21 protein-coding genes are annotated in these 19405 nt (G+C 56.6%); 7 read left to right on the top strand and 14 right to left on the bottom strand.

Annotated features, from left to right (window positions below; translation table 11 throughout):
- Window positions 1-36: 36 nt before the first annotated feature.
- From ACKXF9_RS09490 to ACKXF9_RS09430, 13 genes are all read right to left on the bottom strand, one after another.
- Window positions 37-1236 (bottom strand): ABC transporter permease, encoded by a 1200-nt coding sequence (locus tag ACKXF9_RS09490; protein ID WP_418266012.1) that lies wholly within the window; start codon window positions 1234-1236, stop codon window positions 37-39.
- A complete protein-coding gene (locus ACKXF9_RS09485) occupies window positions 1233-1982 on the bottom strand; it encodes an ABC transporter ATP-binding protein (RefSeq protein ID WP_418266011.1) in 750 nt (249 codons plus the stop codon). Before ACKXF9_RS09485 ends, ACKXF9_RS09490 begins: the two co-directional genes overlap by 4 nt.
- Window positions 1982-3691 carry an efflux RND transporter periplasmic adaptor subunit gene (locus ACKXF9_RS09480; RefSeq protein ID WP_418266010.1) on the bottom strand — a complete coding sequence of 570 codons (1710 nt, stop codon included), beginning with the start codon at window positions 3689-3691 and terminating at the stop codon, window positions 1982-1984. The genes ACKXF9_RS09485 and ACKXF9_RS09480 overlap by 1 nt, the downstream gene beginning before the upstream one ends.
- Window positions 3692-3938: 247 nt before the next feature.
- Complete coding sequence (locus ACKXF9_RS09475) at window positions 3939-5288, bottom strand: histidine kinase dimerization/phospho-acceptor domain-containing protein (RefSeq protein ID WP_418266009.1); 1350 nt, start codon at window positions 5286-5288, stop codon at window positions 3939-3941.
- Window positions 5285-6010, bottom strand: coding sequence for a response regulator transcription factor (locus ACKXF9_RS09470; protein WP_249236751.1), 726 nt, complete (start codon window positions 6008-6010; stop codon window positions 5285-5287). The genes ACKXF9_RS09475 and ACKXF9_RS09470 overlap by 4 nt, the downstream gene beginning before the upstream one ends.
- 120 nt (window positions 6011-6130) lie before the next feature.
- On the bottom strand, window positions 6131-7117 hold the full coding sequence (gene dctP / locus ACKXF9_RS09465; protein ID WP_418266008.1) for a TRAP transporter substrate-binding protein DctP: 987 nt from the start codon (window positions 7115-7117) through the stop codon (window positions 6131-6133).
- A gap of 122 nt (window positions 7118-7239) precedes the next feature.
- Window positions 7240-8541, bottom strand: coding sequence for a TRAP transporter large permease (locus tag ACKXF9_RS09460; RefSeq protein ID WP_418266007.1), 1302 nt, complete (start codon window positions 8539-8541; stop codon window positions 7240-7242).
- Between the two features lie 3 nt (window positions 8542-8544).
- Window positions 8545-9099, bottom strand: a complete 555-nt coding sequence (locus ACKXF9_RS09455; protein ID WP_418266006.1) for a TRAP transporter small permease — start codon at window positions 9097-9099, stop codon at window positions 8545-8547.
- Between the two features lie 11 nt (window positions 9100-9110).
- Window positions 9111-10139, bottom strand: a complete 1029-nt coding sequence (locus ACKXF9_RS09450; protein WP_418266005.1) for a TRAP transporter substrate-binding protein — start codon at window positions 10137-10139, stop codon at window positions 9111-9113.
- A gap of 225 nt (window positions 10140-10364) precedes the next feature.
- Window positions 10365-11156 (bottom strand): response regulator transcription factor, encoded by a 792-nt coding sequence (locus tag ACKXF9_RS09445; protein WP_249236756.1) that lies wholly within the window; start codon window positions 11154-11156, stop codon window positions 10365-10367.
- Window positions 11153-12640: a histidine kinase gene (locus tag ACKXF9_RS09440; protein ID WP_418266004.1), complete on the bottom strand. Its 1488-nt coding sequence runs from the start codon at window positions 12638-12640 to the stop codon at window positions 11153-11155. The genes ACKXF9_RS09445 and ACKXF9_RS09440 overlap by 4 nt, the downstream gene beginning before the upstream one ends.
- 121 nt (window positions 12641-12761) lie before the next feature.
- Window positions 12762-14084 carry a sensor histidine kinase gene (locus ACKXF9_RS09435; RefSeq protein WP_418266003.1) on the bottom strand — a complete coding sequence of 441 codons (1323 nt, stop codon included), beginning with the start codon at window positions 14082-14084 and terminating at the stop codon, window positions 12762-12764.
- A gap of 15 nt (window positions 14085-14099) precedes the next feature.
- Window positions 14100-14822, bottom strand: coding sequence for a LytR/AlgR family response regulator transcription factor (locus ACKXF9_RS09430; RefSeq protein WP_418266002.1), 723 nt, complete (start codon window positions 14820-14822; stop codon window positions 14100-14102).
- 388 nt (window positions 14823-15210) lie between these two features.
- Between ACKXF9_RS09430 and ACKXF9_RS09425 the strand changes: the two genes are divergently transcribed.
- The 7 genes from ACKXF9_RS09425 (at window position 15211) to ACKXF9_RS09395 (ending at window position 18800) form a co-directional block, all read left to right on the top strand.
- Window positions 15211-15840, top strand: a complete 630-nt coding sequence (locus ACKXF9_RS09425; protein ID WP_418266001.1) for a TetR/AcrR family transcriptional regulator — start codon at window positions 15211-15213, stop codon at window positions 15838-15840.
- Window positions 15841-15880: 40 nt separating this feature from the next.
- Window positions 15881-16207 carry a TfoX/Sxy family protein gene (locus tag ACKXF9_RS09420; protein ID WP_418266000.1) on the top strand — a complete coding sequence of 109 codons (327 nt, stop codon included), beginning with the start codon at window positions 15881-15883 and terminating at the stop codon, window positions 16205-16207.
- A gap of 183 nt (window positions 16208-16390) precedes the next feature.
- Window positions 16391-16816, top strand: coding sequence for an RNHCP domain-containing protein (locus ACKXF9_RS09415; protein ID WP_117504762.1), 426 nt, complete (start codon window positions 16391-16393; stop codon window positions 16814-16816).
- A gap of 159 nt (window positions 16817-16975) precedes the next feature.
- A complete protein-coding gene (locus tag ACKXF9_RS09410) occupies window positions 16976-17413 on the top strand; it encodes a LytTR family DNA-binding domain-containing protein (RefSeq protein WP_418265999.1) in 438 nt (145 codons plus the stop codon).
- 10 nt (window positions 17414-17423) lie between these two features.
- A complete protein-coding gene (locus tag ACKXF9_RS09405) occupies window positions 17424-17873 on the top strand; it encodes a hypothetical protein (RefSeq protein WP_418265998.1) in 450 nt (149 codons plus the stop codon).
- Window positions 17866-18039, top strand: a complete 174-nt coding sequence (locus ACKXF9_RS09400) for a cysteine-rich KTR domain-containing protein (RefSeq protein WP_348583396.1) — start codon at window positions 17866-17868, stop codon at window positions 18037-18039. The genes ACKXF9_RS09405 and ACKXF9_RS09400 overlap by 8 nt, the downstream gene beginning before the upstream one ends.
- Window positions 18040-18059: 20 nt before the next feature.
- Window positions 18060-18800 carry an N-acetyltransferase gene (locus tag ACKXF9_RS09395; RefSeq protein WP_348583395.1) on the top strand — a complete coding sequence of 247 codons (741 nt, stop codon included), beginning with the start codon at window positions 18060-18062 and terminating at the stop codon, window positions 18798-18800.
- A gap of 346 nt (window positions 18801-19146) precedes the next feature.
- On the opposite strand, the gene ACKXF9_RS09390 is transcribed toward ACKXF9_RS09395, so the two are convergent.
- Window positions 19147-19371 (bottom strand): hypothetical protein, encoded by a 225-nt coding sequence (locus ACKXF9_RS09390; protein ID WP_418265997.1) that lies wholly within the window; start codon window positions 19369-19371, stop codon window positions 19147-19149.
- Window positions 19372-19405 lie beyond the last annotated feature (34 nt).

Here is a 19405-nt window from a genome sequence, read left to right as displayed (position 1 = left end):
CGCCGCTTCAAGCGGACCGTGCCGGTGAGAGGGTTATCAGTCATAGCGCAGCGCTTCGATGGGGTTCAGCCGGGCCGCACGCTTTGCGGGCAGGTAGCCGAACAGCACACCGATGCCCACCGAAATGCCAAAGGCCACAGCCACCGAGCCAAGGGACGGCGACACGGTCATTTCCATATCGCTCATGACCAGCGGCAGGATCCTGTTGGCGAGCGCGGAAAGCAGATAGCCGAGACCGATGCCCAGCACGCCGCCAAGGGCGGAAGTGGTGGCAGCTTCAGTGACGAACAGTCCCAGAATGACCCGTTCCTTCGCACCCAGCGCCTTGCGGATGCCGATCTCACGGGTGCGCTCGGTGACGGACACCATCATGATGTTCATGATGCCGATGCCGCCCACCAGCAGCGAGATCGCCGCAATGGCTGTGAGAATGGTGACGACCATGTTCACCATGGAGGTCATCATATCCAGCATTTCGCTCATGCTGGTAACCATGTAGCCCTCATCGGAATTGAGCAGCTCCTGCAGGCCGTTTTCCAGTACAGTCTTCGCTTCGGAAATGTTGTCCTCGCTGGTCACGGTGACAGCGTAGGAGCTGGCGGTGCTGGTCTTTGAAACGCGGAGCGCCGTGGTGTAGGGCAGCAGAACGATATCATCGCTGCTGCCCTCCTGATCCGAGGTGTCTGTCACCTTGGCTTCCAGTACGCCCACAATCGTATATTTCTCCGAGCCGATCTTGATGGTCTGGCCCACGGCATTGCCGCCATAGGCCACACGGCTGATATAGTCGCCCACAACGCAGATCTTCTTGTTGTCGGTCAGATCCACATAGTTGATGCCGCGCCCGACGCGGACGGTGTAGCCGCTCATCCCAAGATAGCTCTCGCTCACGCCCTTGACGGAGGTATTGCTGTAGCTGGTGGTGCCCACCTTCACGGTGCCGTTGATGCTGGCTGTCGGCGACACCGCCTCGAACAGATCCGGGTGGGCATCCACGAGGCTGTAAACATCCTCCACCTTCACCGAGCGGGAGCCGTAGCCCATGACCTGCACGCTGATGATATTGGTGCCAAGGTCTGCAAAGCTGGACGTGATGCTCTGGGTCATGCCGTTGCCCAGACCCACGATGACGATGACCGCCGTCACGCCGATGATAATGCCCAACATGGTGAGGAAGGTGCGGAACTTGTTGCTCCAGATGTTCTGGACAGCCTCGCGGAAGGTCTCATAGATCATGATGCGCTCCCCTCCTGTTCCGTCCTGATCCCACAGCCGGACTGCACCACGGCTTCGGGTGCGTGGGCATCGCCGTCGTACACCACACGGCCGTCTTCCAGTCGGATGATGCGCTGGGCCTGCACGGCAATGGAGTTATCGTGGGTGATGAGCACCACGGTATTGCCCTGCCGGTGCAGCTCCTGCAGCATTTTCAGTACCTCACGGCCGGTGTGGCTGTCCAGTGCGCCGGTGGGCTCGTCGGCCAGAATGACAGCCGGACGGCCTGCCAGTGCCCGCGCGATGGAAACACGCTGCTGCTGACCGCCGGAAAGCTGGTTGGGCTTGTTCCGGAGCTTATCTCCAAGGCCCACCCGTTCCAGTGCGGCGGCGGCACGGCGGTGACGCTCCCCGCGCGGCACCCCGGCATACACCAGCGGAACCTCCACGTTTTCCATCAGGCTGAGCTTGGGCAGCAGGTTGTACTGCTGAAAAATAAAGCCCAGCAGCTCGTTGCGGATCTCGGCCAGTTCATCGCGGCTCATTCTGCCCACATCCCGGCCATTGAGTTTATAGGTGCCCGCCGTGGGCACATCCAGACAGCCGATGATGTTCATGCAGGTGGATTTGCCGGAGCCGGACTGGCCCACGATGGCCACGAACTCGCCCTTGTTGATCTGCATCGAAATGTGATCTGCAGCCTTTACAAGGGTATCGCCCATCTGGTAATACTTGCACACATGATCAAATTCAATAAGAGCACTCATCAGAAGCCACCTCCCGGGCCTCTGCCGCCGGGGCCTCCGTTCCCTCCGCCGTGCCCGCCGCTGCCGCTGGCGTTCTGTTTTTCAGCAGCGTCGGCATCGTAGGCGATGGTGTCGCCCTCCTGCAGGCCGCCGGTCACTTCGATCGAATCGTTGTCGCTGGTGCCGGTGGTGATCTTTACGTACACATAGCCGTCCGGCGCAGTCATATCCTGCACGGCGTTGACGGCACTGGGCGAGTCCTTGGTGACAAGCACGTAATTGCCGCGCACCACCGCGCCATTGGGAATGGTGAGGGCGTTCTCGGCACTGCTCACCTCGATCTCGGCCGTGGCATTCATGCCGGGCAGCAGGTTGCCGGTGTCATCAATGCGGATGGTCACCGGGTAGGTCGTAGTGCCGCCAGTGGTGGTGCCTGCAGCGGAAACGCTGGTGACCACGCCGGTAAAGGTGCGGTCCGAGATGGCATCTGCGGTGATGGTGACGGTCTGACCCTCCTTGATGGAGAGGATCTCCAGCTCGTCCACATTCAGGGTCATTTCCAGATAGCTCAGGTCGTAGATGGTGCACAGCGTCTCGCTGGAAGCCGTGTCGGTGCCCACAGTGTCACCGGCCTTGACATTCTTCTGGATCACGGTGCCGCTGATGGGCGAGGTGATGGTATAGTTTTCCATCTGTTTTTCGGTGTCGCTCATGGAAAGCTGTGCATTCAGCAGGCTGTCGGCAGCGGACTGCACCTGCCTGCTCAGCTCGGTGCCGGAAAGCTGCACAATGGCCGTGTTCGCCGCAACGGCAGCGCCCTCTTTGACACAGACAGCGGACACGGTGCCGCTGGTGGTGGCTGTGACGGTCTGCTGGTGCTGGTAATCGAACCGGGCCGATGCCAGCGCACTGACGCCATTGATGGAGGCCGACGCCGCCTGTGCGGTGGTCAGACTGCCGTTGTTCGGCACCGCAATGGTCACGGTGCGCACCAGCAGATTGCCGCTGCTGATGGTGTCGGTACCGGCCACAGCCTGCACCGTGCCGGAAAGGGTCTCAAAGGTACCGTTGAGTATGACCTGTGCAGCCTGACCCACGGCAAAATTGGAAGCATCTGCCGCCGGGAATTCCAGCGTGAGCAGCAGGCTGGAATCGTCCCGCACGGTGGCGATCTCCTGCCCGGCGGTTACGTAGTCACCGGCCTTGACCTTGATGGAAGCCACTGTGCCGCCAATAACACTGCGGATGTACTGGGCATCGGCGGCATCGTCGTAGCTGCGCTGCGCCTGCTCCAGAGCGAGCTGAGCCTTTTCCACGCTGGTAGCAACGTCTGAGCTGTCGATGGTATACAGCACCGTTCCCTTTTCGATGGTATCACCCACCTCGAAATCGGCGGTGAGCACGGTACCCTTCACCAGCGACTTGACCGTATAGGTATTGGCTGCGGAAATGGTTCCGGAACCGCTGAAGGTGTTGGTGATATCCCGCCGTTCCAGCGCTGCTTCCACATACTGGGTGCTGGCCTGCACGTCTTTTTTGCTGGTTTTGGGCAGCAGCACCGCAGCGGCCACCGCCGCCACGCACACCACCGCCGTGATCTTTTTCCAGTTGTGCTTCAAAAACTGTTTCGGGTCTTTTTTGCCCGGCTGCGCCGCCGGGCTTTCAAATCCCAGCAGCTCCTGCCGGGCCTCCGGCAGCTGCGCCGGCTCGCTGTTTTTCTTTCGCAGCATTGTATCGCCCCTCCTGTATTGTGTACAGCGGTGGTACTCCCCCGCCAATATCTGGAAGTATACAGGATGATTCTTAGGAAAAGGGGCAGGAATTTCTTAAGAGTGGTTAAGATGAAAAAAGACGGCGTCAGCTTTTCCATGGGGAAAGCCCCTGCAAAGCCACATCCTTTTCCGCACCGCCAAAGCTGAGAGGGTACAGCAGCTGACAACAAAAAAACTGCCGCACTCTCATGCAGCAGTTCTAAATTTACTCTTTTGCTGTTTTGAACAGCAGTGTCATGCGGAAAACGCCCTCCGGCTGCTCAATGCGGCAGACACCCTGCATTTTTTCCATCATGGTTTCGATGCTGGGCAGGCCCACCTTGGTGCTCTCTGAGGAAGCAGGCACCGGCAGCACGCAGTTCTCAAAACAAAGCCCCGCTTTGCTCCCCTCCTGCACGAAGCGCACGACAACATCCCTGTCCGGATCTGCATACTTGAGCAGATTGGAGGTGATGTTATCCAGAATGCGGCGCACATACTGCCCGCTGACCGAGAGCAGCACGTCCTCATCGCCCAGTTCCAGCGCGCAGGCAAAGCCGCGCTGCTGCAGCGTTTCCACCATTTCCGTGAGCGGCTCTTCAAACACGGCTGAAAAATGTGCGGGCGGGTCCAGCACGGCCACAGTATCCCGGGTGACCAGCGCATACTCGAACAGATTATCCGAAAGCTGCTTGATCTGCCGGGCCTTCGCGTCGATCTTGTTCAGGTAATTGTCGGCCTGTTCCGGCGTTTCGTACTTGCGGCAGCGCAGGATCTCGGTATACAGCAGCAGGGTGGTCAGCGGCGTGCGCAGGTCGTGAGACATTTCGGTGATGAGGTTCTTCACCTTAGCCGATGCCTGCGCCTCCTCTTCCTGCTGCTGGCGCAAGGTCACCCGCATGGAATCCAGACAGGACGCCAGCGTGGTGATCTCATCGCTGCCGCGGATGGTAATGGGGTGATCCAGATCGCCGCCCTCCATGGCCTGGATCTCCTCGCTGAGCTGCACGACGTAGCGCACGATCCTGCGGCAGTGCAGCAGGAAGAGGCTCGGGAACCACCATAAGATGCACAGGCAAAGCAGGATTTCGCACCCGGTGCCGTAATAGGTATTGAAGCCGTTGTAATAGAGCATCGCGCTCACCTCGCCGTCTGCAAAGGTGAGCGTGTAGCAGGGCAGCCAATCGTAAAAGTCGGTTTTATCCACCAGAACACCCGGGTTATGATCCGATGTGCCGTTCTGCGGCAGAAACGAGATCATCCCGTCTTTGGGTGCAAACGAAGAGTAGATCATCGTCTGGCCCCGGTAGAGTTCCAGCAGGGTATAGCGCCGCTTATGGCTCCAGTCTGTCAATTCCTTTACATCGGTACTGTCAAGGTGATGTTCGGTCACATAGCTCTGCAGCTCCTGCACCTGTTTCTGGGTGGCGTGCTGCTGTACCTCCGTGCGGCTGAACCAGAAGCGCAGCCCCTTGGCAAGCACCACCTGCGATAGCGTCAGCAGCAGCACGCTTTCCAGCGCCGCCAGTGCAATGATGCGTATGAACTGTTTTGCAAGGCCGTGATGCTCTTTCATAAGCGGCCTTCCTCTCCGGCAGCAAAGCGGTAGCCTTTGCCCCACACGGTACAGATACGGGCGGGTTTTTGCGGATCATCCTCCACCTTCATGCGCAGATTACGGATGTGCACCATCACCGTGCCGTTGGAGACATAATAATAAGGCTCGTTCCACACTGTTTCGTAGATGACCTGGATGGAATAGATGCGCTGCGGGTTCTGCATCAGCAGCCGCAGGATCTTGTATTCGGTCTCGGTCAGGTCCACCTCCCGCTCATCCACCCATACCCGGTTGCAGTCCAGCGCAAGCCGCACGCCGTGCGCTTCCAGCGTGGTGTTGCGCGGCTTCTGCGGCGCCTGCTCCTTGCCCAGATAGACGCAGTACCGGCGCAGCAGTGCTTTGACCCGGGCACTGAGCTCCGTAAAGGAGAAGGGTTTTGCCAGATAGTCGTCGCCGCCCGCAGTCAGGCCCAACAACTTATCGGATTCCTGCGATTTTGCGGTGAGGAACAGGATGGGCACCGTTGAGCTCTTGCGCAGCTCCTCACACACGCGCAGGCCGCTCATGCCCGGCATCATGATGTCCAGAATAACAAGATCCACCTCCGGGTTGAACAGTTCCAATGCCCGCAGGCCGTTTTCCGCCTCCAGAATATGATAGCCTTCCCCTGACAGCAGGATGCGCACACCGTCCCGGATGTCCGGGTCGTCCTCCACGATCAGAATCGTCTGTCCTGCCATTCTCTTTTCCTCCCAGTTTTCATTTTATTTCTTTCAGTATACCAGCCCGCTGCCGCGTTTTCCACGAAAGATTTCTTAGGAAATATTAAGAGAATATTTTTGAATCATTCTTTAGCGGCCTCAATTCCGCTGTATCTCTTCTACCAGCGGCAGATAGTCGGCACAGTATTTCTGGTACAGCGGCTGCACCAGCTGGCGGAAGTTCTGCATTTCTTCTTCGGGCAGCGGCAATTCCCGGCACCCACCCGCCAACGCCGCTTCGCGGGCCGTTGTTTCCTCCTGTGCCCAGAGCTGGCGCTCATACTGTGCCGATGCCCGGGCGCATTCCTGCAGGATCTGCCGGTATTCCTCCGGCAGTGCATTCCATGTGCGGCCGGAAGCAAGCTGCACCTCCGGCACGCGGCTGTGTTCATCGGCCATGTAGTACCGCGCCACCTTGTAGTGCTCCATGGAATAGTAGGCTGGCCAGTTGTTCTCAGCAGCATCGATCTGTCCGGTCTCAAAGGCCGAGTAGACGTCACTGTAGGCCGAAGTTTCCGGCACTGCACCCAGCAGGCGGATCATATCGATCACGATCTGGGAGTCCTGTACGCGGACGGTCTTGCCCTGCAGGTCGCTCAGGCTGCGCACCGGCTGACGGGCATAGAAAGAGCGGGCACCTGCGTCATACCAGCTCAGGCCCACCATGCCCTGCGCGGTAAAATCCTGCAAAAACGCCTCCCCGATGCTGCCATCCAGCACACGCCACATATGGTCGGCATCCCGATAGAGGTACGGCAGCAGCAGCACATTGAGCCGGGGCAGATCATCGGCGGCCACCGACAGTGACACACGCGCAAAATCCACGCCGCCAATGGCAAGCTGTTCCCACACCTGCTGTTCCGAGCCGTACTCGCCGTTCGCCTTGACCTGAACGACCACCCTGCCCCCGGTCTGCTGCTGCACAAGGTCTGCAAAATACTGCGCACCCTGCGTAGTGGGGTACCCGGCAGGCTGGTTGTCGGCATAGGTCAGCACAAAGTCCGGCACGGTCTGCGGCTGCGCGGCACAGCCTGCCAGCTGCAGCGCAGCAAGGCCCAGCCCGGCCAGAAAAGTTCGTCTGCGCATCTTGTCTCACTCCCCTTTTGCTGATAGTATACCGCAGCGGCACAGGGTTGTGCAACAGGAAAAGGCGGTGCCCGCCGCAAAGCAGGTACCGCCTTTTAGGAGAAGAAAAGGAGATGTCTTTGTTACATCAGGCCCATTGCCTGAGGCAGTGCGGTAGACACTGCCGGGATAAAGGTGACCAGCAGCAGACCGCCGATGATGGCCACATAGTACATGAGCATGTACGGCATGACCTTGGCAAGCGAGGTGCGGCCCACCTTGATGCCCACGAACAGCGCATTGCCCACGGGCGGGGTAATGTTGCCGATGCACAGGTTATACACGAGGATCAGACCGAACTGTACTGTGCTCATGCCAAAGCTCTGGCAGATGGGCAGGAACAGCGGGGTGAAGATGAGGATGGCCGGGGTCACGTCCATGAAGGTGCCGGACACCAGCAGGATCACGTTCATGATGAGCAGGATCACATACTTGTTGCTGGTCAGGCTGAGCAGGGCAGCCGCCACAGCATCCGGGATCTGCAAGAAAGCCATGACCCAGCCCAGAATGTTGGAAACACCCACCAGAAACACCACCATGCCGGACATCTTGGCAGAGTCCACAATGATCTTCCACAGGCTCTTCAGGTTGATGGAACGGTAGCAGAAAGCCAGCACCAGCGCGTAGACGACCGCGATGGCAGAGCCCTCGGTGGCAGAGAACACGCCGCCGATGATGCCGCCGATGACCACGATGATCAGGGACAGAGAAGGCAGGGCGCGCAGGGTGCATACGCCGAGATTTTTCCAGTCGAACTTGCCGGGAGTGCCTTTATAGCCCAGCTTGACAGCCAGCAGCACGCCCACCACACAGCAGCACAGTGCCCAGATGATGCCGGGGATGTAACCGGCCATGAACAGCGCAGCCACAGAGGTGCCGCCGGACGCCAAAGAGTAGGTGATCAGAGCGTTGGACGGCGGGATCAGCAGGCCGGAGCAGGAAGAGGCGGCGTTGGTGGCAGCAGTAACGGCGGGGTCGTAGCCCTGCTCCTCGGCACCGTCGCGGATCATGGAGCCGACGGCGGCAGCCGCGGCGGAGGCGGAACCAGAAATGGCACCAAACAGGGCGTTGGTGCCGATGTTGGTCACCAGCAGTGCGCCGGGCAGCTTGCCCAGAATGGCCATGACGAAATCCACCAGGCGCTTGGCGATGCCGCCCTGATTCATGATGTTGCCCGCCAGAATGAAGAACGGGATGGCGGTCAGGCTGAACTTGCTCATACCCACAAAGGTGCGCTGAGCAGCCGTCAGCACAGCCACGTTCAGGTCGATGGAAGAAAGGATGGCAGTCAGCGAAGAGACTGCAATGGCGTACGAGATAGGCACGCCGAGAAACAGCAGCGCCAGCAGCACTGCCAGGATCACGAGTAATGCTTGAATTGCCACAGCTTAGTCCTCCTTGTTTTCCTTGTCAGCATCGGCAGTCATTTCGGCTTCCACCTTTGCAAAGTCTGCATCCTCCGGGGCATCCAGACAGATAGAGCCGTTGGCGATGCCGATAATGTTCAGCACGGAATACACCAGAATGATCACACCGCAGACCGGCATGACCCAGTAGAACACACCCACGGCCACGCCCAGCGAGGAGGTCTGCTGGCCCATAGCCAGCTTGGACACCTGAAAACCGCCGAAGACCAGAATGGCAGCAGAGAAGATGAAGGCGATGACCTCAGCAAAAATGTGGAACGCCTTGCGCATGGTGGGGTTGAACCGGTCTACCAGCACGGGGATGTTCATGTGGCCGCGCTCACCGGAAACGATGGTAGCGCCCAGCATGGTGCTCCAGCCGAACAGATAGCCCACCAGCTCTTCCGACCATGTGGAGGGCGAATTGAAGATGTAACGGACGATGACCTGATAGGTAGTCAGCACCACCATGACCGTCATGCTCAGGCCTGCCAGCAGGTTGAGCAGCTTGTTCAGAGTATTTCTCAGTTTTTCCATGATGCTCCTCCTCAGTCCGCAGTATGGGCAGCGTTGTGCTGCTGGATCCGATCATAAATGGGCTGCAGCTCCGGATTTGCTGCCAGCACGGAATCGTGCAGGGGGGCCATGGCCTCCTGGAACGGTGCAGTGTCCGGATAGATGAAGTTGACATGCTGCTCATTCTCAGCCTTGTCCTTGGCCTCGGCCACAGCATCCTCCCATGCATCCTGCTCGGTGCTCTTTACGATCTGAAAGCCCTCTTCAAAGATGGCGCGCTCCTCGGCGCTGAGCTCGTTCAGGAAGGCGTAGTTTGCCACCAGAAGATCCGGCACCATCTGGTGCATATCGTAGGAGTAATACTTGCAGATATCACCGTGGCCGTTATCCGTCAGGGCCAGCTCGTTGTTCTCGGCACCATCCAGAATACCAGCCTGCAGTGCAGTGTACACATCACCGAAGCCCATAGGGGTGGCGGTGCCGCCCAGCAGGCGCATCATTTCCACGTTGGTGGGCGACTGCTGCACGCGGATCTTCAGGCCCTTCAGGTCGGAGGGCTGGTTGATGGGGGTCTTGATGGTGTAGAAGTTGCGGGTGCCTGCGTCCAGCCATGCCACCGTTTCCAGACCGGCCTTGGAGGTGGTCTTGAAAATGGGATCGGTCACCTCGGGGTCGTCCATTGCCTCGTGGTAGGCTTCCACGCCGGAGAACAGATACGGCAGGTTGAAGATCTGGTACTTGGCACTGAAGGTCTCCATGATGGCAGTGGATGCCACCACAAAGTCGATGGCACCGGTCTGGGTCAGCTGCACCATTTCGGTCTGAGAGCCAAGCAGCTCGCTGGGGTACACTTCCACGCGGTACTTGTCGCCCAGTTTCTCGTTGATGTAGTTGGCAAAGGCTTCCAGACCCAGATGATCCGGGTGGGTCTGGGACTGCACATGGCCGATGCGCACGATCTTGCGGTCATCGCCGTCGGAGCCTGCTCCGCAGCCGGTGAACATCATGCCGCTGGTCAGTGCCGCAGCGCCCATCAGCGACAGAAACGTTCTTCTCTTCATGAATTGCATCCTCTCTTTTCTCTCTTTTTCTATGATTAGATTTTAACAAACCGTGAATTTTTGCGAAATCGGATTATTTTGCGAAACGCAGGACGATTTTGTCTTTGTTGTATCCAAGTACAATTTTTGCATTCCTTAGACGAAAGAAACTGGCAAAAACAAAGAAGCACCCGTCCTTTTCCTGCTGACAGGCAGGAAAGAACGAGTGCTTCTTTTCTATCCGTTTTATCCTTGTACCGCTTTTTCCGCTGCGGCCATGCGGTACTCCGAAGGGGTCTGGCCCGTCAGGCGCTTGAACACCCTTGTAAAATAGTTGGCATCGCTGTAGCCCACAGCCGCACCGATGTCCTTCATGTTCAGGCGCGGGTCCAGCATCAGCTGGCGGGCCCTGTTCACCCGGTATTCGTTCAGATAGGCCGAAAAATTCACCTTGAAACACTGTTTGAACAGCTTGCAGAAGTAAGCATCCGAGTAACGCAGGGCAGCTGCGGCATCCTGCATGGAGATGTCTTCCCGATAGTGGGCATCGATAAAGCTGCCGATCTCGGCCCGGATGATGGCGGTGCGCATGTCCCCGTCCTCCTCTGGGCGGACAGGCTCCTCCGGCACAGGGGCTTGCAGCGGGCGGGCAGGCAGCTGCACCGACACCTGCCGGATGGCTTCCTCCACCGCAAACACCAGTTCCTGCTCGTTGTAGGGCTTGAGCAGATACTCCATGGCCCGCACGGAGATCGCCTGCCGCGCGTAGTCGAACTTGTCAAATCCGGTCAGGAACAGGATCGCGCAATTTTTGTCTGTCTCGCGGATCTTGCGGGCCACTTCCAGCCCGGTGAAGCCAGGCATTTCGATGTCCAGAACCGCCACCTGCGGTGCTTCGCGCGCAAAGAGCTCCATGGCTTCCCTGCCGTTTTTCGCCTCGTACAGGCTGATCAGATCCCCCAGATATTTCTGCAGCGTCTTGCACAGCACCTTGCGCTCGATCAATTCATCCTCTGCCACCAGCAATTTGCACTTCACGAAGGTTCTCCCTCCCTTTCTTCCGTCCACTGCGTCTGTGGGATCTCAAACCGCACCACTGTGCCGCGGCCTGCGCGGCTGTATACCTGCATTTTGCCGCCCGGATACAGCATCCCGATGCGGCGGGAAATATTGCCAAGGCCAATGCTGCGGCCGGTCTGCTCACTCTGGGCGATCCGGGCCTGCAGGGTATCCAGTTCCTCTGCCGTCATTCCCCTGCCGTTGTCCGCGACCGTGAGCACCAGCACGCTGCCCTGCATCCATGCCCGCAGCAGGACGCGCCCGCCTTCCTCGCAGGACTTGAGCCCGTGAGAGTATGCATTTTCCACCACCGGCTGCAGTATAAAGGACGGCACCAGCACCGCCGCAGGCTGCACCCGGATGCTCTTTTCCACCGTAATGCGTCCATCGAACCGCATCTGCTGCAGATAGATATAATCTTCCAGCCCGTCCAGTTCCTCTTCCAGTGTGATCTGCTGACGCTTGGTGCGCAGATTATGCCGGAACAGGCTGCCCAGATGCACGATCATCTGGTCGGTGGTGGAAGCATCCTCCAGCCGGGCCATGCAGGAGATCATGTTCAGGGTATTGAACAGGAAATGCGGGTTCACCTGACTCTTGAGCACTTCCAGTCGGGTGTGTTCCAGATCTTTTTCCAATGCAAGGTTCCGCACCTCTTCCCGGTGCAGGGCCTGCTGGGTGCTCAGCTGCTGAGCCATGGCGTGCTTCATCTGATTGAAGGTGCCTGTCAGCCGCCCCACCTCGTCGCTGCTTTTTATCGGCAGATCCGGACCGGAAAGATCCCCCTCGGCAATGCTGCGGGAAGCCTGCGCCAGCTCCAGCAGCGGGCGCACCACCGCGCGGCTCAGCCCCCGCACCAGCAGCACCATCAGTGCTGCCGCCGTCAGGAACAGCCCCAGATACAGCCACGGCAGATGCCGGATGTGGGCCGCCGTGCTGCTGTAAAGGGTATTTTCCTGTTCCAGTGTGGCCTGCGTCAGCCGCAGTGCATACTCGGCAAGATAATCCTGCAGGGCCATCACATGGTACATCCGTTCGATGTAGGTATCCGCTGAGGGCGAAAGCCGCAAAAAAGCGTCCCGCTCCTGCCGGTAGCCCTCGTAGCCCTGCAGAAGGTTCCATGTGCGGGCATAGCGTTCCGCACCGATGCGGGCATAATCGAAGGGCAGGGCCGCAAGGCTCTGTTCGGCCGCAGCGCAGGCGGCGGTGTAGGCCTGCTCACTTTCCGAGGTGGGCTGCCGCACATAGCGTGCAAAAGCCTGTGTTTCGTCCTTGATGGCATCCTGCACCGTGTAACAGGCGGCGTTGTCGGCCAGCAGCGCGTCAAAGGCGCGCACGGCCCACTGACCCACCACCGTGGCGATGCCGTTGGAAAGCATCGTTACCAGTAAAATCGCGGCAAGCCATGCCGTGACCCTGCGGCGCAGGGAGATCCCGCCCCGCGTAGTTTTGTTCGGTGCCATACGCTCCCCTCCTGCCCTGCTGTACCCAGTCTTTCGTTTAAGTATACCGATTTCCCGGGGAAAGTGCAACCAAAAAGCACCGGCTTGTGCAAAAAAGCCGGTGCCTGAGGGCAGGAATATTCTACAGGTTCAGCAGCACATTGGCCCGGAAAACGTTGCCGCCCGTTTCCACCGTCAGATTGCCGTTATACCTGTGCACAGCAGTTTCGACGGAAACAAGGCCGATGCCCTGTCCGTCATGCTTGGTGGAGTGCAGAACGCGGCCCTGCTTTTTCAGCACACCATCGTAGCGGTTTTCCACCATTAAGCCCATCATGGCCGGACTGAGCATCCGGGCCAGCACCTTGACCTGCCGTTCTTCCGGCGGCAGCTTCTGGCTGGCATGGAGCGCATTTTCCAGCAGATTGCCAAGAATGGTGCACAGGTCGGCTTCCGGCAGGGGCAGGAATCTGGGCAGTTCCAGTTTCCATTCCACCGGAATGCCCTGTCTCCGGGCCTCATAATCGTAGTGGCCGGCAAGCGCATCCACCGCAGCGTTGGCACACAGGGTGGGCCGGGCATCGCTGAGCTCGCTCTCGTACTGGCTCAGGTAGCTTTTCAGTTCGTCCAGCCGCCCGGCCTCGGTCAGGCCGGAGATCACATGCAGATGCTGGCGGAAATCGTGCCGCAGGTGGCGGGTCTGTTCCAGATAGCTGCGCAGCTCCATATAACGGCGGGACTCCACGGCCAGCAACTGGTTTTCACGATCCAGCTGAGAACTGCGGGTGTACTCCTTTGCCACGTGGTACATCTCGTACAGCAGCAGAAAGATGCCCAGCAGTGAGATGCTCACCGCCAGCACTGCAATGATGCGGATGCGGTTCATCAGGACGATACCGATTTCCTTCGGCATGCAGAACACCAGAAACGCCGCGTACAGCGCCGGCAGCGGCCATGCCGACTCCCAGAACGCTTCGCCGTGGTACTCCTGCAGCAGCCACCGGCTCCAGCGCACTGCTGTAAAGCGGAAGATGGTGCTGAGTATCACCGAGAGGGTCAGGCAGATGACCGAGGTGCTGGGCAGAAACACCGGCAGTGCATTGTCCAGCTCGGCTTCCGCATTCAGCACGACGGCAAGCAGGGTGCACACGGACATCATCACTGCCGACACCGAGAACAGAAACATGGTCTGACTGATCGATACTTCCCGGTCGGTGCGCCAGCGCAGCAGCCAGAAGCTGATGATGAGCAGCGGGATGAGCAGGAAGTTCGTTTCAATATCCAGCATGCTGCACACCGCTGCGCCAGCCAGACTCATCAGTGTGATCACCGATGTACCGATGGCATAGGTTTTACGCGGCGCACGCAGGTGCTCCTGCAGCGAGGCAAGGCAGAGGTATTCTGCCGGATACATCATTGCAAATTCCAGAAAAAACCGTCCAAACAATGCAAAATTCACAAGCATTTCTCCTCTCCGGGCTCACATCTGCCGCTGCATATTGCGGAACTGATACTGCGTAAACTGTGCCAGCAGGCTTTTTTTATCCTTCTGCCGCACTGGCAGGCGGGCTCCATCCAGCATTTCAATGCATTCACCGTCGAACCGCAGCACCTTGGACATGTTAATGATGATCCCTCGGTTGCACACCAGAAAGTCCGGCTGGGTCATCAGCTGTTCCTGCACCTGTGCAAAGTTTGCCGCAGCGCGGCACTCGCCGTCATCGGTAACGACCTTTACAAAATGGTTCTGGGCCATGGCATAGTGGATCTTTTTCAGCGGCAGATGCACGGTCTGGCGGGCAATACGCACCTCCAGCTCCGGCTGCTGCCGCCCCAGCACCCGCCGCAGCTCCCCTGCCAGATGGTCAAACTTTTCTTCTTTATACGGTTTGAGCAGGTAGTCGAACGGATGCACCGGAAAGGCATCCCACACATACTCCGGCGAGGATGTCACAAACACGATGAGCAGCTCCGGATCTGCGGCGCGCAGCTGCCGCGCCGTCTCGATGCCGTTTGTGCCTTCCATGCAGATATCCAGAAACACCACCTGATATCCCTCGCCCGGAAATTCCTTCAAAAAATCGTCTCCGCACACAAACCGCCTGCAAAGGATCTCTTCCTCGCCAAATGCCTTTTTCAGCAGCTGTTCCAGCCGCTCGGCATCCGGTTTCTGATCTTCCACGATCGCTGTCCGCAGCTTCATTGCTGCACCCCCTGTTCCTTCCACGTCCTGATGCTTATATTATAGCACAGCTTCCGCATTCTGTGGCCAGTGATTCGCGCACAAAACAGGGCGATTCACGCAGGATACAGGGAAAAACAGGCAGTACACCGTCGCAGGAAGTGCTGATTTTTTGTTCAGACCATTGACACTCGTTAGCAGGTTTGCGTAGATTCTGCTACGGGAGACTATCACGGTTAAGCTGAGCACGACTGGGGAAATCAACCTGTGGAAAGCATTGAAGTAATTATGGACGCTGTTGGTCTGCGCTAACGATTTTGTTTCCATTGTCTTAAAAAACTCTTGACAATAGGAACTTTTTTGATTATAGTGGAACTAACAAATATTAGTTAGTAAAGGGCAAAGGAAAATGGAAGATACCAAACAGCGCATTCTAGAAAAATCTCTGGAACTATTTTCGACCAAAGGGTATGATGCGGTCAGCGTGGGCGAAATTGCAAAAGCGGTGGGCATCAAGGCTCCGTCTCTTTACAACCATTTCCCCAGCAAGCAGGCGATTTTTGATGCCATCGTGGAATCAACGGCTGCCCACTACGAAAAAGATACGGGCAGGATCGACATTCATGTGCAGAATGTTAAGCAGGACTGCCCTACGTTTTCTCATATTTCGGAGCAGGCTCTTGCGGACAAAGTCCGGCGGATCTTCCTGTATTCTTTGCACGATAAGCAGATCAGTCAGTTCCGCCGGATGATGACGCTGGAGCAGTTCCGCTCCCCGGAGCTTGCAGCATTGTTCTCGGAACGCTATGTGGACCGTATGATCTCTTACCATGCAGGAATTTTCCGCTCCCTGATCGCAGGCGGCGGAATTCGGGACGAGGACCCGGATACATTGGCATGGATGTACGTTTCTCCGGTCATCACCCTGCTCAGTGTCTGCGACCGCCAGCCGGAGCGGGAAGCCGAAAGCCTTGAAAAGCTGGACGCCCATGTAAAGCTGTTCTTCCGTACCTTTAACATCGAACGAGGAAAAAAATGAAACCATCCAACAGAGCAATGCGAAAAGTGGTGTAAGAATTATGGCTTCCAGCAAAGAGTATCTTCATTTCATTTTGGAACAGTTATCTGATTTAGAGGATATCTCGTATCGGTCTATGATGGGAGAATACATCCTCTATTATCATGGCAAAATCGTCGGCGGAATCTATGATGACAGATTGCTTGTAAAGAAAACAAAATCTGCTTTGGAATGTATGCCTGCGGCGGTTTGTGATTTTCCGTATGAAGGAGCGAAAGAAATGCTGTTGGTGGAGGAGGTTGGTAACAAAGAATTTCTCACAAAACTGGTTGAGGCAATGTACGATGAATTGCCGTCACCAAAACCAAGGCGAAGGAAGGAGGCTTGATAATTTCAGCACACGTTCATAGGGCCCAAAAATCTGAATTTTACGGTACAAAAATATAAGGAGAACTTTTTGAAACATACAACATTTGCACTGGAGCTTGTGGGCTGACCGGGAGGTCTGGCAAATACCACAAGCCACTCCTCCCGAAGACGAACAGACACAGATCTTCAGGAGGATATTACCATGAATCGTGAAAACAAACGTAAGACCTTTGAAAAAGGTTACTATAAGACCCACGCCTGCAACGATACCTTTACCTGCAAAGTTTGCGGACGGGTCTGCACCCCGCAAAATGCTGGGAGCGACCACCGCAACCATTGCCCCAACTGCCTGTCCAGCCTTCATGTGGACGAAGAACCCGGCGACCGTGCCTCCGACTGCGGCGGCATCATGGAGCCGGTGGCCGTCTGGGTGCGCAAGGGCGGCGAATGGGCCATCATCCACCGCTGCAAACGCTGCGGAAAACTCAGCTCCAACCGGGTGGCGGCAGATGACAACCCCATGAAGCTCATGAGCATTGCCATGAAGCCGTTGTGCGCTCCGCCGTTCCCGCTGGACTATATTGAAGAAATGACCGCCTTGATGGGCGGCGATGGACGGATGCGATAAGCCGCAGCCAAAAACGAAAAGGCCGCTGTGTCGGAGAAGCGCTCTGCGACACAGCGGCCTTTTTGCAACTTACCCCCCTGATTTTTACAACTTACCGCACCCATCATGGAACAATCGGGCGTTCTGTGCTATATTCTTTACAGGGAAAGGAGTGAGGACATGAAGGTAACGGTGGAACAGATTACCCCAGAGCGAGCGGAAGAAGTTTTGCTGCGCTGCCACGCCCCCAAAGAGCCTTGGGTGGAGGAGATCCAAGGCATTGCTGCCGGGCAGATCACCGTCAACGGCATGGCAGACGGGAAACTGTGTTGGCTGAAACTTGGCGACATCCATTATTTTGAAGTGGTGGACGGAAGCGCTTTTTTCTACTGCCAGAAAGAGGTGTTTTCCAGCAAGCAGAAGCTCTACGAATTTGAAGCTTTGTGTGTGGGCACCATGCTGTTCCGGTGCAGCAAGTCCATGATCCTGAATGCCGGGAAAATAGATTATGTCCTGCCCTCTCTTTCCGGCCGCTTTGAGGCGGTTCTGGACAATGGCGAAAAAGTGATCATATCCCGGCAGTATGTCAGCACGCTCAAACGGCTGCTGGGACGATAAGGAGGAGCGTATGAAAAAGATCGAATTCTGGCTGCATCGGTTTGTTTTTGTGTATGGACTTATCATGCTCAGCACCTTTTTCATGTGTCTGCTGTTCAACCCCACCAGCGAACTTCCTGTCGTCACGTTTTTGGGACGCTGCATCCTGCTGACGCTGGTCAGTATGCTGACCCTTCTCATCTATGCCTCCAACGAAGAACTGAGCAATCGTGCATGGTGGACCCGCACCATCCTGCACGTAATTCTGCTGGAAGCGGTGCTGCTCCCTCTTGCCCATAACTGGGGTTTTTGGTACAACACGCTGGATGGACTTATTTACGGCACGTTTATTCTGGTGGCAAAGGTAATGTGGCATCTCATCGACTTCGGACAGAGCTTTTACATGGCAGCAGCGTTGAACGAACAGATCCGGAAGCGCAAGCGGGAGGAGATCCAGAAGGAGGGTACGAACAATGGATAAAACGGATTGGATACGCTGCCCGAAGTGCGGCAGCAAAACACGCACCATGATCCGGGAGCATACGGTACTGGAAGATTTTCCGCTATTCTGCCCCAAGTGCAGGTATACCTGCGTGATCCGCTTCAAAGACGGAAAAATGGAAGAAACTGTGCCGGAAAAGGCATAAGGATATAGGAGGACGCTTCGATGGAGTATATCCGAATCACAAAAGAAAACATCGACAAGGAACACATCTGTTGTGCCATGTCCGGCAAACAGAGCCTTGCCAAGAAGGAATGGCTTAAGCAGCGATTTGAGGAGGGGCTTGTTTTTTACCGCAGTGCGGAGCGCGGCAAGTGCTTTATCGAGTACATCCCGGCAGAAAACGCATGGGTGCCCATTGAAGCGGCAGGCTGGCTTTATATCAACTGTCTGTGGGTCTCCGGCTCCCTGAAAGGGCACGGCTATTCCAGCGAGCTGCTGGAAGAATGCCTTCGGGATGCCAAGGCGCAGGGCAAAAACGGCGTTTGCATTCTGTGTGCCGAGGGGCGCAAACGGGAGTTTCTCGCGGACCCCAAGTTTTTGACCCATAAGGGCTTTAAGGTTTCGGACATCTCCGATTGCGGGATCAACCTCATGTATCTGCCCCTTGCAGAGAGTGCCCAGCCGCCAAGATTTAAAGACTGTGCCAAGCATCCCAAGGTGGAGGAAAACGGCTTTGTCCTCTACTATACCGACCAGTGCCCCTACACCTATTATTGGGTGCCAAAGGTGCAGGAGATTGCAAAGGAACATGGAATCCCGTTCAAAGCCATCCACATCACCGAGAAAGAGACGGCTCAGAATGTTCCTGCACCGGTCACAACATACGCATTGTTCCGGGATGGGAAGTTTGTGACCCAGAGCATTCAGTCGGACAAGAAATTTTTGAAATTAGCGGCAGAATAGTTGAATCAAGCAAGCCGCCAGACGCTCAGACGCAGTGCAGCCCATAGAATTGGGGTACGCTACGTTTTTTGTTGAAAGAATGGGAAGGAAGTGACTGGTTTGATTGCAATGAACGATGTCAGAGAATTTATTCGTGCAGTATTCTCCAAGATTATTTCAAAGGCAAGACCGTATGTTGTCAAGAGAAAATTAGACGCTTCACAATTTTATGCTTATTACGGGTTCGTTTTATATAGCACGATTCTCCAACTTCCGATTTATTTGGCTCTCTCATATGTCTCCTTCTATCATACTTTTTGTCCTACGGAAATGTCGTTTTTTCTATATTTCCCCATAAAAATGACCATCAGTAAATCAGCTCCTGTGGTGGCGGGAGTGGGGTAGGACGAATCGGCTTTTCTGCATGGATCATTCCACTGCCGTCCAGTTCTTCCACAGGAAAGGATTCCAGTGCTGGTTTCTGCGGCACTACTTCCAGCGAATCTGCCAGTTTGCGCCCCAACCTTCTGCGGTGCGGTTTCTCCGGTGGCAAAGGTTGTCTGACGGTGTCCGGTGCGTGTGTCTTTCTCATGATCTTTTTCTCCTTTCTATTTTGCCTGTATTAT

This window comes from Faecalibacterium sp. 9 (genome assembly GCF_048320955.1).
In the GTDB taxonomy this organism is placed as follows: Bacteria; Bacillota; Clostridia; order Oscillospirales; family Ruminococcaceae; genus Faecalibacterium; species Faecalibacterium wellingii.
The sequence above is the reverse complement of the archived record's forward strand: the minus strand, read 5'-3'. Positions and strand labels throughout refer to the sequence as shown.

What these genes read in the sequence shown, in the direction of transcription:
- ACKXF9_RS09490 (WP_418266012.1), bottom strand. Translation starts at nt 1,236, where the DNA reads ATGATCTATGAGACCTTCCGCGAGGCTGTCCAGAACATCTGGAGCAAC.
- ACKXF9_RS09485 (WP_418266011.1), bottom strand. Translation starts at nt 1,982, where the DNA reads ATGAGTGCTCTTATTGAATTTGATCATGTGTGCAAGTATTACCAGATG.
- ACKXF9_RS09480 (WP_418266010.1), bottom strand. Translation starts at nt 3,691, where the DNA reads ATGCTGCGAAAGAAAAACAGCGAGCCGGCGCAGCTGCCGGAGGCCCGG.
- ACKXF9_RS09475 (WP_418266009.1), bottom strand. Translation starts at nt 5,288, where the DNA reads ATGAAAGAGCATCACGGCCTTGCAAAACAGTTCATACGCATCATTGCA.
- ACKXF9_RS09470 (WP_249236751.1), bottom strand. Translation starts at nt 6,010, where the DNA reads ATGGCAGGACAGACGATTCTGATCGTGGAGGACGACCCGGACATCCGG.
- dctP (WP_418266008.1), bottom strand. Translation starts at nt 7,117, where the DNA reads ATGCGCAGACGAACTTTTCTGGCCGGGCTGGGCCTTGCTGCGCTGCAG.
- ACKXF9_RS09455 (WP_418266006.1), bottom strand. Translation starts at nt 9,099, where the DNA reads ATGGAAAAACTGAGAAATACTCTGAACAAGCTGCTCAACCTGCTGGCA.
- ACKXF9_RS09450 (WP_418266005.1), bottom strand. Translation starts at nt 10,139, where the DNA reads ATGAAGAGAAGAACGTTTCTGTCGCTGATGGGCGCTGCGGCACTGACC.
- ACKXF9_RS09440 (WP_418266004.1), bottom strand. Translation starts at nt 12,640, where the DNA reads ATGGCACCGAACAAAACTACGCGGGGCGGGATCTCCCTGCGCCGCAGG.
- ACKXF9_RS09435 (WP_418266003.1), bottom strand. Translation starts at nt 14,084, where the DNA reads ATGCTTGTGAATTTTGCATTGTTTGGACGGTTTTTTCTGGAATTTGCA.
- ACKXF9_RS09430 (WP_418266002.1), bottom strand. Translation starts at nt 14,822, where the DNA reads ATGAAGCTGCGGACAGCGATCGTGGAAGATCAGAAACCGGATGCCGAG.
- ACKXF9_RS09425 (WP_418266001.1), top strand. Translation starts at nt 15,211, where the DNA reads ATGGAAGATACCAAACAGCGCATTCTAGAAAAATCTCTGGAACTATTT.
- ACKXF9_RS09420 (WP_418266000.1), top strand. Translation starts at nt 15,881, where the DNA reads ATGGCTTCCAGCAAAGAGTATCTTCATTTCATTTTGGAACAGTTATCT.
- ACKXF9_RS09415 (WP_117504762.1), top strand. Translation starts at nt 16,391, where the DNA reads ATGAATCGTGAAAACAAACGTAAGACCTTTGAAAAAGGTTACTATAAG.
- ACKXF9_RS09410 (WP_418265999.1), top strand. Translation starts at nt 16,976, where the DNA reads ATGAAGGTAACGGTGGAACAGATTACCCCAGAGCGAGCGGAAGAAGTT.
- ACKXF9_RS09405 (WP_418265998.1), top strand. Translation starts at nt 17,424, where the DNA reads ATGAAAAAGATCGAATTCTGGCTGCATCGGTTTGTTTTTGTGTATGGA.
- ACKXF9_RS09400 (WP_348583396.1), top strand. Translation starts at nt 17,866, where the DNA reads ATGGATAAAACGGATTGGATACGCTGCCCGAAGTGCGGCAGCAAAACA.
- ACKXF9_RS09395 (WP_348583395.1), top strand. Translation starts at nt 18,060, where the DNA reads ATGGAGTATATCCGAATCACAAAAGAAAACATCGACAAGGAACACATC.
- ACKXF9_RS09390 (WP_418265997.1), bottom strand. Translation starts at nt 19,371, where the DNA reads ATGAGAAAGACACACGCACCGGACACCGTCAGACAACCTTTGCCACCG.